Below are 14,409 nucleotides of genomic sequence, written 5' to 3'. Positions count from 1 at the left end.
TTTCAACGCTGATGAAATCGGAAATGCAAATAGAAAAGTTTGCAAATGTCTGAATGTAAAATAGTTAGTAGATGTGATATTTGAGTAAAGTGACAACAAATATCGAATGAAAAACAATAGCCATTACTTTGTAAGTAACNGCTACAATCTATCACTGCGCAAATGTAGTNATTAATTTATGAATTCAAATGATAATTTACAATAATTAACTAAATACCAAGAGGAAATACAGCATATAGGACGAATTGAGTTATAACGCGTTTTGATCTAAACACATTTTATCTATAATTTAATATACATACCGAGACCTTCTGGATGCCTTCATCCCTCGGCTAGTCCTTGCTTTGTCCAGTTTTTATTATCCTATTCCTGAATCCTTTCTGTTACTTACAAAGTAACGGAAACTGTATTTATAGAATAGATAAATTGGATGAGNAAATTAAAATTTCATAGTACGAATTTTAGAATTAGTGATATTATATTAAAGTCATTTTTGGTTTTATTGGTATCCCTTTCGTCATTGCGCCTTCACGCGCAATACGTCGCTCTGAAGTCCAATCTGCTCTATGATGCATTATGCATTCCATCCCTGGGTTCCGAGGTCCGCCTCGACAGCACCCTTACCCTGAGTGTCAGTTCCACCTACTGTCCCATCTCTTACGATGGCAACCGGAAGTGGAAGAACTGGTCTGTTCAGTACGAAGCCCGCCATTGGTTCCGTAAGGTCTTCAATGGTCCCTACATTGGAGTCTTCGGCATTCATGGAGGTTTCAATTTAAACCGCATTCCCGTTTTTCGTCTTACCCGTCATCGTGCCGAAGGTAACTTCAACGGTGCCGGACTCACTTTCGGCTTCCATAAGATTCTCTCTCCCCATTGGGGCATAGATACCTCCCTTTCCGCTGGCTACCTGCATCTGCGCTACCGCCACTACCGTGAGGGAACTTATGGCTACCTTGAATATACAAAGGGTAGGGACTATGTAGGTCCGGTGGGACTTTCCGTGTCGCTGGTCTATATAATAAGATAATAACAATGAAAATAATATTTATAGAGAAATGAAACTATTACAATCTGCATTCTTTCTTCTTGCCTTCTGTGGAGTAGCATCCACAGCATCCGCCCAGACTGTTTACGGCGGACAGATCTACGTGAACTCCGAGAACTTTACCCGTCAGGGCGACCTTCTCCGTGTGCGCATGAAGGTAAGCTATGACAGCAGCGTCGTGGGCAGCTGTGAGTCGCTGACCTTCACTCCTGTGCTTAAGACAGACAGTGCCGTCTCAGTGCTTTCCTCAGTGGTCATCAATGGGCGTGAGCGTGAGCGCGATGCCCACCGCACAGAAGTCCTTTCCGACAATCGCCGCAACATACCCATCGTTGTCAAGGACAGCCATGCCGCAAAGCGCTACTTCATCTACGACACCACTGTTCCTTATAAGGACTGGATGCAGGAGTGCCGCATGTATGTAGAGAGCGAGGAGCTTAACTGCACCGGTCATCGCGGACACGTCTATGAGGACCTTGTGCTGAAGAATATCTATCTTCACGACATGAGCAACGATAATCCCGACCCGAATGTGCATTATTATAACCTGATGGACTATGTACAGTTCCTTCAGCCTCAGGGCTCTGATATTGATAAGTTCCACCGCAGCGGAGAGATATCAATCTTCGGCAACAAGTCTCTTGCCAAGCTCAGTGGCAGCAGATTCAACCGCACCGTGTTCAACACCATTGCCTCTGACGTAAAAAGCGAATTGCAGCGTTACGGAACAAGCCTTGTTGGTCTCCGCATCAACGGCTACGGTGCTCCCATCGGCAACTACCGCCGTAACGAAAGTGAGGCAATGGAGCGTTCGCTTGATTTGAAGAAGTACCTGATGAAGCAGAAGCTCACCAACCGCAATGACCTCACCGTAGGCTGGCTTGCAGAAGACTGGGACAGCATCTCTTCGCTTGTAGCGGGCAGCGGCATGAACCTTCGCGAAGCCGTTGTAGACATCATCAAGAGCATTGACGTAGTCAACGGTCGTGAGCGTGAAATCCAGAACATCGGCCACGGCATGCCCTATGAGTATATGAACCGCTTCATCTTCCCGAAAGTCTACCGCATCAAATATACGCTGACGTTCCGTCACGATGGCTTCGACAGCAACTCAGCTATGCAGCATCTGGGTTCAAACCCTGCCACGATGACGCTGGGTGAACTCTATGCCACAGCTGGATTCTACAAGAAGGGTTCTCGCGAATACAACGATATAGTTGACCTCACCGCCCGCCTCTTCCCTGATAATCCCGAGGCAAACATCAATGCAGCGGGCGTAGCGCTGACACGCAACGACGTAACCCTTGCGCATAAGTATCTTAAGCGTTGGGAGACAGATCCAAGAGCCTATTGCAATATGGGCCTGCTTTATCTTAGCGAGGGCAATCGCGATAAGGCAGAGGTGTATCTGAAGATGGCAAAGGCAGCAGGAGTGAAACAGGCAGACAACGCCCTAGTCGAACTGATGAAGATGAAATAGAACAAAGCAAATATAACGATTGATAATAGACATAGTAAATATAGCCTTATGAAACATACATTATACATATCCTCACTACTGGCGGCATGTATGCTTCTTTTCTCCTGTGCGGCGGATAATAGCGCCATACCGGAGAATGGCTCCTCTAAGTCTGCCGTTGTGAATATATCACTCTCCACGGGTGCAGTGACGCGTGCCAACGGTCCATTGCCTATGGATAACGGTGCAGCTGTGGGAAACAATGAGGGAGCACTTAACCATATATGTGTGGGACTCTTTGACGCCAATAACAAGCTGGTGACCCTGCATGAGTATAATTACAGCGGAGATGAAAGCATTCCCACCCGTACTGATGCGGTAAAGATGCTTGTTTTTGCCAATGTACCTGTGGGTGCATTTGCAGGGAAGTACGTGTTGAGTGACTTTTATACAGTGGCTCAGGACTTGGGGTATACAACTTCAGCTGACGGTAAGACAAAGACTGGAGTTACCACGGCAAACTCACAGAGTATGACGTCCCTTCCGATGATGTCGGATGTGCAGACATTAAACTGGGCATCAGGTACAACCCTGAAACCGACTGTAACGCTGAATCGTCTGGTAGCGCGTGTTGCACTGACTAATATAAGTTATAGTTTCAGTGGTTCATATAGCGGCTGCACTTTCACTCCGACGGAAGTGTTTATGTATAATGCAAGCAATCAGCTTACCAACTGGAATACAAAGACAGTCAGTGGCAGTGTAAGTGGAGAGAATATCGCAGGCAATGCCAATACGGTTTATCTAGGTAGCGGAACAATCAGTACATACAGTGGTCCCTATTATTTCTATGTTTTTCCTAACAGCAACACAACGGCACCGACCAAGTTGGTGATTAAGGGAACCTTCAAGACAAAGAGTGGCACGACATATACCACATATTATCCGATAATTGTAAACAGTAGTTCGGCAACAGGTAACATTATTTCTACAGTATCTGGTACGGGCGACTCAAAGATAAGTGCAAATACTACCTATGGGCTTTCTGTCACTGTTAATGGTACCGGTGTGGCAAATGTATCCGATGGACTAACTTCCGCCAGTGTGACAGTCACCACCAGTGTAGACAGTTATACAAATGCCACAATAGCAGAGTATTTCGGTCCAAAGATTGGTGATATCTTCTATTCGGATGGTTCATATAGTAGTTCGCTTGTATCAGGCAAGACTCCTGTCGCAATCGTATTCAGTACAACAACGAGTGCAGCTGACAAGGCAAAAGGATTTGTGCATGGATATGCCATGGCATTAAAGAATGCCGGGACTAGTACAACAACATATCAATGGTACACTTCAAATAGTGGCAATCCTACTGGTTCTTTGATTTCAACACCAGTCCAAATCATGGCGGATAAGGACGGTCTCTCTCATACAGGAACTATACAGACAACTGGTTATGCAGCAGGAATAGCTGCAAAGGGCTATACTGCAAAAGATAAAAGCGGAAATAGTGTATCTTTAAACGGAACAAGTGGTTGGTATCTTCCCAGTGCAGGTCAGTGGTATGATATCTACTCAAATCTAGGAGGAATGGTTGTAGCCAGTGGAGTACCTTATACAGGCAGTAGTACAGCTTTTATTAGATGGTACAGCGGAGATGACAACTCTGGTAAGAACTACACGAATTTATGTGTTTCAGCTATCAATGTCTATTTGAATCCCTTGAAAACAAATGGCTACAGTGTAGATTTATTCACAAACAGTGGTGAAGTGTATTGGAGTTCTACAGAGTATTCCACAAATTATGCATACGACGCAGACTTCGTAACCTTTGGTGTGGGAGTGTACGCTGCCCTTAAAACGGATTCTTATAGAGTGCGGCCGGTTTTAGCATTCTGACCTATGCCTCAATAATAATGTAATAAAGATATTAATAATAAGAATTAATAATAAAAACGTGAGACTATGAATAAGAATTATTTACTTATTGCAGTACTGATGTCAATAGGAATGATGACATCCTGCTCTTCTTCCGACACGGAAGGCAATCCGACCGTCGGCAATCCGGCAGTCGTTAATCTAAACTTGGGTATAAAGGGCACTCGTGCATCTTCTGCATCCGCTCTTCCAACAAGTTCTAATACTCTAACAGGTGAGGGGACTGTCAATGCATTTATGTCAGGTCTGTTTGATGCTAACAGTAGTACAGTGACAATAAACACAGCCTCTGCAACATCAATAACAACAACAACTCAGGCACGCAAAATCTATGTTGCTGCAAACACTGTAAATTCTGATGCTGATAAAGCTTTATTTGCAGCATGTACCTCTACTACAGACTTCTTGGGGTTGAAGGCCGATTTGAGTTACACAACAAGTGATAAAGGAAAGGACAATAGTGCAAGGAATACAGTTAACTCTCAGCAAATGACAGGTTTGCCAATGTTTGGTAAGGATGAAAATTGCTTTGCTTCTTTTGCTACATCAAATACTTCAAGTGTTACTGTTAATCTTAGCCGCCTTGTTGCGCGTATAGATCTGAACTCTCTGAAGTCTGCATTTGCAAGTACAACAACATATCCTAATGCATCTTTTACAGTACATGAAATATTCATGTATAATGTCAATGACGTCTGCACCTATGGCGGAACAGCGAGTCAGAATGCTGCTCTGACAGAATCTGGCACAACCGGTAAGTGTGAGCAGACTGATGCACATGGCATAATAAATGCCTCTCTTACTAATTATGCTTATTTAAGTAGCGGTGCATTGACAAATGCAGGTACTGGAACTGGTACAGATGCTGATCCAGTTGTATATTTAACCTCCACAACTCCTTATTACTTTTATGTATTCCCTCATTCATCAACAAATCCAACAAAATTGGTTATCAAGGGACTGTTTAAGACAAGCAGTGGCGATGCAGGTACAGAACTGTATTATCCAATAATCATTAATGATGCTGCTATGTCTACAAACTCCATTACTAATAGTGATGTTCTAACTGCAAATAACATCTATCAGGTGAGTGTTACACTTAAAGGTCGTGGGGTAACAGACCCTTCACAGAACATAACGCCAGCCACAGCCACAGTTAATTTTGCAGTTACAGGCTGGACTGCTAATCCACAGACCGTAGTAATACAGTAAAAGACAATAAAAAATAAAATCGTATTATGAATTTAAGATATTACCATTATCTTCTGTTACTTCCGCTGTTGTCGCTGTTTGCCTCGTGCATCAATGATGACTATTCCAGCTGCGTGCAATGCTCGTTGATCGTGTCGCAGACGGATAGTGTTGGTAACGTCTTGACAGCGGAAGTGAAGGGTAATATGATGGCATATCTGTTCATAGACGGTAAGTTTGACCGTATCGTCACATCAGATCCTGATGGTAGTTATAAAATCAGTTATGATGGCAAACTTGGTAATGCCTCTCTTGTAGCGGTAGGCAGTTCTAATAAGGACAGTACACAGGTATTCACTCCAGCTATTGGTACCGATATGAATTCCATGTCGGTAAGCGTAAAGCGTGATTCTGTTACAGGTGAATACCTGCTTCCGTCATCGCTGTATTACGGAACTTATGACATTAGTTCGCAGTCGGCAGGTAGTGGAGCTGTGTATGGAAATATCGTGATGAAGAACAAGCCAGCCAGACTTCATGTGGTGATACGGCAACTGAAACAGTATTTCGGTGATAGAAATTATCGTGTTGAACTCTCAGGTTTTCGTAGTACGATGACATATTCCGGTAAGATAACAGGCGATTCCATCGTTTATGTTCCATCATCCTCCTTTAACGGCTCAGATCAATTAGTTACCAAACCGATAAATACGTTTCCTACTCAGAAAGGAGAATATGTGACCGTATCTGTCTATGGTGATGATCCAGCAAATGGTGGAAAGTCACGTGCATTGGCTAAAACATTTATCTGGGACACCAACCGTGACAGTAATGGTAATCTGGTAACTCTGAATTCAGGTGATGACAAAGTTGTAATAGTTGACTGTAGCAGTAGAAAACTAGCAATGACAGTCATGCCGTGGGCTGTTTATACCCAGCATGTAGTAATACCGTAATTGATAGATTATGCATAAATAATTATGATGAAAAGAATATCATATCTACTATATATAGTATCAGCACTTGCTTTTGTATCTTCATGCAGTACGATTGATGATACACCTGCAGATAATGCTGCTACGCTGACAGTAAAGATAGCGCAGCAGGATCCGAAGACGGTAGTCACACGCAGTGTTACTGAAACAATCCGTAATGTTAACATCTTGGTATTTAATGCACAGGGTAATTTGATAGGCAGTGCCTATAATGATAGTGCACCTACATCAGTTTCTGTTCCTGTCAGAACAAGCAATGGCTGTACTGTCTGTGCTATTGCCAATACAGGCAGCAGTTCCTATTTTGACGGTATCAGTACACTTACTGAATTGAAAGCAAGGACTTCCACAGCAGTTAATGACCCTACTGCTATGGCTGATATTATGTATGGTGAAAAGCCCAGTGTGGATATAACAGGAAGTACTGTTGCTCAAAATATAACTTTAAAGCGTTTATATAGTAAGTATACGTTTACAATAACTCCTTCCAGTGACATTGCTATAACAGGTTATCAGCTTTGCAATGTACCAAATGAATGTTATATAGCATCAGGTAATACATCAAATCCTTCAACAGGCTTTGCTGGACTAAGTTTTGGTGCCGTGACAACTCCAGTTTATGCGGGTACAGTAGTCAATGCTGGACCATATTATATTTATGAGAATCTAGCTGGCACATCATCTGCATCCAATGCACCTGAATTAAGAACTACTACTAATGCTCCAGCTGGTTCGTCATATTTGTTGATAACAGCAAAGGGAACGGGATACTATGCTGGATGGACATCGACATATAGAGTATATTTAGGAGGAGTTACTAATGCCGCAAGTCCTGTTGTAGATTATACGAACTTCAATATAAATAGAGATTTTAATTATCAATGCAATATTGCAATCTCTGGTAGTGGGGCTAATGATGTGAGAGTGACATATTCTCCAACAACCAGTACAAGAACAAATGTTTATTTTGGTGATGCAACAGTAGGAAACTATTTATACAGTGATGGTACAACAGGAACTACCACATCTGGTAAAACAATAGTAGGCATAGTATTCTCTAACCAACTGAGTTCTGCCGAATATAATGCAGGTTATAAACATGGTTATGCACTTGCGCTGACAGATGCCAGTGTTAATGGACCGACTTGGGGGCCTTATGCAAGTGATGCTGGTCTTACAAAAGCTAACACCTTTGTGGGTTATTATAATGATATTATATCTGGCTATTATGGAACTTTTACGAGAGGCTACAATAAAAGCAATGGTAGTTATCCTGCATGGCAGATAGCCAATAGTTATATTGCAAAGGATAAAAGTAATAATAATGTTGCTCTTCCAGCAGGTACAAGTGGTTGGTATCTTCCAAGCGTAGGTCAATGGTGGGATATTTGTGCCAATCTTGGTAAGGTTGATCTGTCTAGTCAGCAGAGTTCTAGTTCAGCAACTGGCTATGTTTATAGCGGTTCTACAGCAACAACTAATGTCAATAAAGCCATAACAGATGCTGGTGGCACAGCACTAACTCCAAGCTATTACTATTGGTCTGCGTCAGAGTATAGTATCTACAACGCTCCGATAGTTATTTTCAATCTATCGAACGTCTACTTCGAAACCAACCATAAGAACGATATGGGTTGTTATGTTAGAGCCGTTCTCGCTTTTTAAATATTTGTTTGATAATGTATCTATAGTTATTAAGGAATAAGTATGATGATTGAACTTCTAATTAAATATAACAATGATGCGTAATCGCATTAGATAAAAAAGATATAACTCAATTCGGATGCCTGTCAATGATGCAGCAATCGCTGCATCATGAAGAAAAAGATTCGTGAGAACCGAAGGCGTCTAATAATTATCACTATAATTTAATGAATAGTTAGTTCTATTCATTTTCTTCTAAGGCAACTTCGTCTAAGAAGAGTACATCCCAGTGGGGATGTATTTGAGAGCCTTCACACGTGAGTGTGGAGGTTCTTTAGTTTAATCTCCCGCAGATATTTTTTTCGTAGTATCTGCTAAAGCAGATTTATTGTATCAACGTAAACGGACTGTTCTCCCGCAGATAGCGCAGATCACGCAGACAAAATACAACAGCATGAAACCACATTGTTCCACTGTTCCGCAACTGTCTTTCTCAGCGTTCTCAGCGTCATCTGCTTTAGCAGATACATTTGTTCTAACTGTCTTTCGTCTGCGATTATCTGCGTGATCTGCGAGAGAATAGGCCGTTAAATCACATAAGGAAAGAGCAAGGAAAGAACAAGGAAAGAAACAAGGAACGAGCAAGCAAGGAATAAAATAATAATAAAAACAAGAAAACGAGCAAATAAAACGAGTGAGCAATATCAAATATAAGTATTAACAATTAAAACAAAACGATGATATCAAATTTATCAATCGGGAGACTCTCCCGCAAACAATCAAATGTCAGAAGTGCGGACGCACGCTGCCTAAACAGAAATTAGAACGCATGCGCTCTGGCACATATCGACAAGTGTGCAATCAATGCAAATACGAGTACTACATCAAACCTGCTAGGATAAGACGAATACTCTGGGATTTGGAAATTCGTACATAGGTTTTGCAAATAAACTAGCGTCGAAACGTCTATCCGCTGTCTATCAGTACGTTAGATGCACTTTTTTCAAAAACAAAGTGTCGCGAAAACGTCAATTTGCATTTCCGTTTCTATATAGAAATGCAAACTTTACATCGTAGAAACGCAAACTTTGTGTCGTAGCAACAGAAACGTTTCCACGTAATAACGCAAACGTTACGTCGTGAAAACGTATTTTCGATATAAAATAGAATTGAACTATCAAAAATTATGTCTTGTATAAGGCAAAAAAAGTCAAATAATAAAATGATGAGTCTTTTCGACATATTCTTCGAGATGTTTCTTCGCCTTCATAACATAGATACAAATGACACTGTGGTGACACTTGATTAATTCAGATTGGAGATGCAACATGCTGATAGTCAGAGTATAGACACTTCGACACTGGTATTTTTGAAAAACCCTATGCGCGCGCGCGAGGATGGGTGTTAAAGATAGCTTGAATGCGTTGGGGCTTGTTGATTGGTGTCTGTGCAAATCTGCTGAAGATATGTTTCTTGGGGGTTCGTCTACGTAAATCTGCGAGATCTGCGGGAGACATTGTGGTTTCTTCTTTGCTGATTGATAGAGTCCTCTTACGTTAATATTTTCTCGCTGATAATGCAGATGACGCAGAGGAATGCAGCAAGAAAACATACGCTAGAAGCTTAAACTAAAATAACAGATTTTGAAGTTTAGATAATCTATATATTAGAATTTTTGATAGTTTGATTATATTGTTTATCTTTGCAATGAACGAAAAAAACCTTTTAAGTAAAAGGTTTGAGTAACGCTAGGACAGGGCTACTGCCCTACTCCTTTACTTTTAATAAATCAAAGTTAAACTCTGTCTAAAAATGGAGAGAACTATAAAACATAACAAACTCATGGATTTCAGAGAATGTATGAAACAGCAGAAAAGCATCCTAATGGAAGGAGCTTTGGGAGAACGCTTGAAAAGAGAGTTCAACTTGGTACCTGATGAAAATGTGTGTTTAGCTAGTCTGGTCTATTCTGAGGATGGAAGAAATGCATTGGACAAGTTATGGAGTGAATATGCAGGGATTGCATTAAAATACAATTTACCGTTTCTAGCAACAACTCCAACAAGAAGAGTGAATAAGGAAAGAATTGAAAAATCAATTTATGATTCTTCTATCGTTCAAGCCAATATGAATTTTCTTCGTCTTGTACAAACACAACAGATGGGGAAAATGTATGTTGGCGGACTGCTTGGATGCAAAGGAGATGCTTATACGGGTGAAGGCTCGTTGGACATGAAGGAAGCTCAGATGTTCCACACATGGGAAGCAAAACTATTTGCAGATGCAGAAGTCGATTTCATGTATGCAGCCTTAATGCCAACTTTGGGGGAAGCGGCAGGTATCGCATTAGCAATGGAAAAATACAAAGTGCCTTATATCATCAGTTTTACGATTAAGAAGGATGGATGCCTTGTTGATGGGACACCAATCTCTGACGCTATTGGCTATATTGATGGTATAACCACATTTCGCCCAACATGCTATATGGCTAATTGTGTGCACCCGAATATCGTATACGCAGCTTTGATGCAGCCATTTAATCGCAATGAAATTGTCAAAACAAGATTCTTAGGTATTCAAGCGAATACCTCAACACTGTCTTTTAGTGAACTTGATCATTCTGAAGATCTAAAAACATCAGAGCCAACAGAATTAGCAGAGGCTATTTCAAGACTTCAGGGTATAAACCCACTTAGAATTTTTGGTGGGTGCTGTGGTACAGACGGCAGACACATGGAAGAGATTGCTAAAAGAATATAAAGGGCAGCGAACATAGAAATTCTATAATAACGTAATTCAAATATGAAAGAAACAGATGTTATAGCTTTCTTTGACATATACATAAAAAAAAGCCGAAGCATATTTGCTTCGGCCCATTAATATTACAATCATGAATATGAATTAAACAACTTCAATCTTGCGCTGAACTTTTTGTTCTACTTTTTCAATCTTTGGCAACTGAATTGTCAAGACTCCATCTGTGACCTTTGCACTGATGCCTTCCTTGTTGACATTGTCAGGAAGAGAGTATGTCTGCTGATAGTTCGTATATGAAAATTCTCGACGCAGATAACGCTCTTTCTTGTTATCTTCCTTGTGCTCCATTTTGTTCTCAATGGCAATATTAAGATCACCATCGTTGTTGATGTCTACACGACAGAATTCCTTTTTGATTCCAGGCACTGCAACCTCCATTATATAAGCTGTTTCATCCTCCCTAACGTTAACTGCAGGTGCTGTAGAATTCATTCGTCTCATTGCACTGTCATCAAAGAAATCATTGAATGCATTGTCTAACCAATTGTTGTTTGTACGTAATACTGGTAACCACATAATAAAACCTCCTAATTATTATTTTGTTAAACATATATTCGTTTGGATTCTCTGCCTTTCGGCTTCTGTATCTGATAACAGAAATGCAACAAATATGCCACTAGAAAGGTGCTGACAAATCGTCATTAAATGTAAACTAAATTAACTATTTACATGTCATTTTCTGACAATGCTGTCAGTTGTGTTAAAAAAAGGATTAGATTTTTCTTTGATTTTTCACTCATTTGATGTACCTTCGCAAAATAAACTACTAATTACTTAAAGATAAATCTAAAATGAAAAGACTTTTGCTAGCAACAGCTTTTATTATATTGTCGTTGACCATTATGGCTGGGGACATCGTATGGTATGACGGACATCATCCGGTTACATATACTGTACACAAGAAATGCAAACTTGTGGTGAGGACTGCACTCGACATGTTTTCGGATGACATGAAAGATGTTACTGGGATGAAGGCTATGCAATCATCACCAACAACAGCAAAGATACAGATTACACAACTAGATATTGCTTCTAAAAGCACTAAGAAAAGTCTGAAAAGCATGAACGTTCCTATTGATGAGATTGCGAGTAAAACTGAATGCTTCGACATAAGAACGAATAAAAGCGGAACGATTCTTATTACTGGTTCTGACGGAAGAGGCACTGCTTATGGAATACTTGAACTATCAAGAATGGCGGGAGTATCACCATGGACATGGTGGGCGGACTCTAAGCCACAGCATAAAGATATTCTCACTATTAACGATAATTTCAACACGACACAAAGTCCTTCTGTAAAATACAGAGGCATATTCATGAACGATGAAGACTGGAGTCTACAACCATGGAGTTGGAAGACTTACGAAAAGGAAAATAAAACAGGATGTATCGGCGCAAAGACATACAAGCAGATATTCAAGCTGCTGCTGAGACTGCGTGCAAACACAATGTGGCCAGCTATGCACAGGGGAACTGTTCCGTTTTACTTTGTAAATGGCAATAAAGAGACGGCTGATAGCTGCGGCATCATCATTGGAACATCTCACTGCGAACCTTTGATGAGAAACAATGTTGGCGAATGGGATGTGACAAAACGAGGCAACTTTAACTATGTAACAAACGGAAAGAATGTACGTGACTACTGGGCTGAACGACTAAAAGAGGTGGCACGATACGACAATCTATACACTATCGGCATGAGAGGAATACATGACGGAAGTATGGAAGGCGTAAAAACAATGCAGGAAAAAACGACATGGTTGCAAAATGCTATTGACGACCAAAGAGAACTGCTGAAAAAATACGTAAATAAAGACGTGACAAGTATTCCACAGGTATTCGTTCCTTACAAAGAGGTGTTGCAAATAATGGAAAACGGTTTAAAGGTGCCTGAAGACGTAACACTGTTATGGTGTGACGACAACTACGGTTACATGTCACGTCTGAAAGAGAAAAACGCAAAGCAACGCAGCGGTGGCGCAGGTGTGTATTATCACCTAAGCTACTGGGGCAGACCGCATGACTACTTATGGTTATGCACAACCCAACCAGGACTGGTGTATAGCGAGATGAAACAGGCTTACGACAATAACGCCAGAAAGGAATGGATCGTAAACATTCATAATCCAAAGCCAGCAGCTTATCAGCTGGAACTATTCATGGATATGGCTTGGAACATAAACAGCGTTTCGCCATCAACAATAAACAGTCATCTAGGTAACTGGCTGACAAGAGAGTTTGGTGAGAATGCAGGAAAGAAATTGCTGCCTGTTATGTTGGAATATTATAGACTTTGCGGAATACGTAAACCTGAGCACATGGGATGGACTCAAGTAGAACTTGACAAAGCAACCAACATGAGGGGAATGTCGTGGATGAAGGACACGGAATTCAGCAATGAGTTTGGTGGTGAAATGGACCGTTATCTTGAACATTATGCTGACATAAAGAAAGCTGTTGCAGACATAAAGGGAACTATTGCAAAAGAAAAGAGAGATGCTTATTTTTCACATATAGAATATGAAGTATGTGCTTCTGCTGATATGGCGACAAAGATGCTTGAGGCACAGCGTGCACGCTCATTTGCAACAGGACAGGTAAACGCAACACTTTGGTCACGCGACTCCGTTATGACATTGGCCAGTGCCAAAAGCATAGAGGCATATCATGACATTCAGGACATCACTGATTACTACAATAACAAAATGGCTGGTGGTAAGTGGAAATACTCAATGACATATATGCCAAGAGATTTATTCGCATTCTACCCTCCTATGCTACCGATAATGCTCTCTGACAGTATAGCAAGAGAGACGATAAGGGAATCGGAGGTTGCGAACACACACACTATAAAGATAAACGATGCCATAGTGATGGATGCATGCCAATACTCATCGGCTACGACTAGCGCATATACTATTCAGGCATTGGGACATAGCATGAACGCTGTGGCTTTGCCTAAAGAAGGCTGTTTGGAATATGAATTCGACTCTGACAGAGATGCTGACGCAATGCTACGTGTGGCTGTTATACCGACACATCCTAATGACGACGGAGATATTCGTATTGCTATAAGCATTGACGGAAAGGATTATGCCGTGAAATCATATAAAGAGGAAGATCGTTCGGAACAATGGAAACAGAATGTGCTTAGAGGACAGGCTGTATTACTATTCCCTATAAATATTTCGAAAGGACATCACTCTCTTTCTATCAAGGCTCTTGACAATCACGTGGAAGTGGATCAATGGATGATAGATTTCATCAAGGATCGCCATTTCTATGTGTTTCCGACACAATCAGACAAGATATAATCA

At 41.1% G+C, this 14,409-nt stretch carries 9 protein-coding genes; 8 read left to right on the top strand and 1 reads right to left on the bottom strand.

The features are described 5' to 3' along the window. Positions 1-430 precede the first annotated feature (430 nt). The 7 genes from B045_RS15830 to B045_RS0101820 all read left to right on the top strand — a co-directional run bounded on the left by B045_RS15830 (position 431) and on the right by B045_RS0101820 (position 11,035). Positions 431-1,030 (top strand): DUF3575 domain-containing protein, encoded by a 600-nt coding sequence (locus B045_RS15830; RefSeq protein WP_081618582.1) that lies wholly within the window; start codon positions 431-433, stop codon positions 1,028-1,030. Positions 1,031-1,058: 28 nt separating this feature from the next. After that, positions 1,059-2,528 (top strand): DUF3868 domain-containing protein, encoded by a 1,470-nt coding sequence (locus B045_RS14800; protein WP_018462565.1) that lies wholly within the window; start codon positions 1,059-1,061, stop codon positions 2,526-2,528. A gap of 48 nt (positions 2,529-2,576) precedes the next feature. Beyond that, positions 2,577-4,406, top strand: coding sequence for a hypothetical protein (locus tag B045_RS0101840; protein ID WP_169400977.1), 1,830 nt, complete (start codon positions 2,577-2,579; stop codon positions 4,404-4,406). 66 nt (positions 4,407-4,472) lie between these two features. After that, on the top strand, positions 4,473-5,657 hold the full coding sequence (locus tag B045_RS0101835) for a hypothetical protein (RefSeq protein ID WP_238312007.1): 1,185 nt from the start codon (positions 4,473-4,475) through the stop codon (positions 5,655-5,657). Positions 5,658-5,683: 26 nt separating this feature from the next. Continuing rightward, on the top strand, positions 5,684-6,592 hold the full coding sequence (locus B045_RS0101830; protein ID WP_238312005.1) for a FimB/Mfa2 family fimbrial subunit: 909 nt from the start codon (positions 5,684-5,686) through the stop codon (positions 6,590-6,592). A 24-nt stretch (positions 6,593-6,616) separates the two neighbouring features. Continuing rightward, positions 6,617-8,296: a DUF4906 domain-containing protein gene (locus B045_RS0101825; protein WP_018462561.1), complete on the top strand. Its 1,680-nt coding sequence runs from the start codon at positions 6,617-6,619 to the stop codon at positions 8,294-8,296. Positions 8,297-10,087: 1,791 nt separating this feature from the next. Continuing rightward, entirely contained in the window at positions 10,088-11,035 is a 948-nt protein-coding gene (locus B045_RS0101820) for a homocysteine S-methyltransferase family protein (protein WP_018462560.1), read from the top strand. 141 nt (positions 11,036-11,176) lie between these two features. On the opposite strand, the gene B045_RS0101815 is transcribed toward B045_RS0101820, so the two are convergent. Continuing rightward, the gene (locus B045_RS0101815; RefSeq protein WP_018462559.1) at positions 11,177-11,608 is read right to left on the bottom strand and encodes an Hsp20/alpha crystallin family protein; all 432 of its coding nucleotides are present in this window, start codon (positions 11,606-11,608) and stop codon (positions 11,177-11,179) included. A gap of 275 nt (positions 11,609-11,883) precedes the next feature. Between B045_RS0101815 and B045_RS0101810 the strand changes: the two genes are divergently transcribed. Further along, positions 11,884-14,406, top strand: coding sequence for a glycosyl hydrolase 115 family protein (locus B045_RS0101810; RefSeq protein ID WP_025883094.1), 2,523 nt, complete (start codon positions 11,884-11,886; stop codon positions 14,404-14,406). Positions 14,407-14,409 lie beyond the last annotated feature (3 nt).

Origin of the sequence: Segatella paludivivens DSM 17968 = JCM 13650, from assembly GCF_000373185.1 — a bacterium.
Taxonomy (GTDB): domain Bacteria; phylum Bacteroidota; class Bacteroidia; order Bacteroidales; family Bacteroidaceae; genus Prevotella; species Prevotella paludivivens.
Note: the sequence above shows the minus strand (reverse complement) of the source record. Positions and strands in the feature narration are given on the sequence as shown.

What these genes read in the sequence shown, in the direction of transcription:
- B045_RS14800 (WP_018462565.1), top strand. Translation starts at nt 1,059, where the DNA reads ATGAAACTATTACAATCTGCATTCTTTCTTCTTGCCTTCTGTGGAGTA.
- B045_RS0101840 (WP_169400977.1), top strand. Translation starts at nt 2,577, where the DNA reads ATGAAACATACATTATACATATCCTCACTACTGGCGGCATGTATGCTT.
- B045_RS0101835 (WP_238312007.1), top strand. Translation starts at nt 4,473, where the DNA reads ATGAATAAGAATTATTTACTTATTGCAGTACTGATGTCAATAGGAATG.
- B045_RS0101830 (WP_238312005.1), top strand. Translation starts at nt 5,684, where the DNA reads ATGAATTTAAGATATTACCATTATCTTCTGTTACTTCCGCTGTTGTCG.
- B045_RS0101825 (WP_018462561.1), top strand. Translation starts at nt 6,617, where the DNA reads ATGATGAAAAGAATATCATATCTACTATATATAGTATCAGCACTTGCT.
- B045_RS0101820 (WP_018462560.1), top strand. Translation starts at nt 10,088, where the DNA reads ATGGAGAGAACTATAAAACATAACAAACTCATGGATTTCAGAGAATGT.
- B045_RS0101815 (WP_018462559.1), bottom strand. Translation starts at nt 11,608, where the DNA reads ATGTGGTTACCAGTATTACGTACAAACAACAATTGGTTAGACAATGCA.
- B045_RS0101810 (WP_025883094.1), top strand. Translation starts at nt 11,884, where the DNA reads ATGAAAAGACTTTTGCTAGCAACAGCTTTTATTATATTGTCGTTGACC.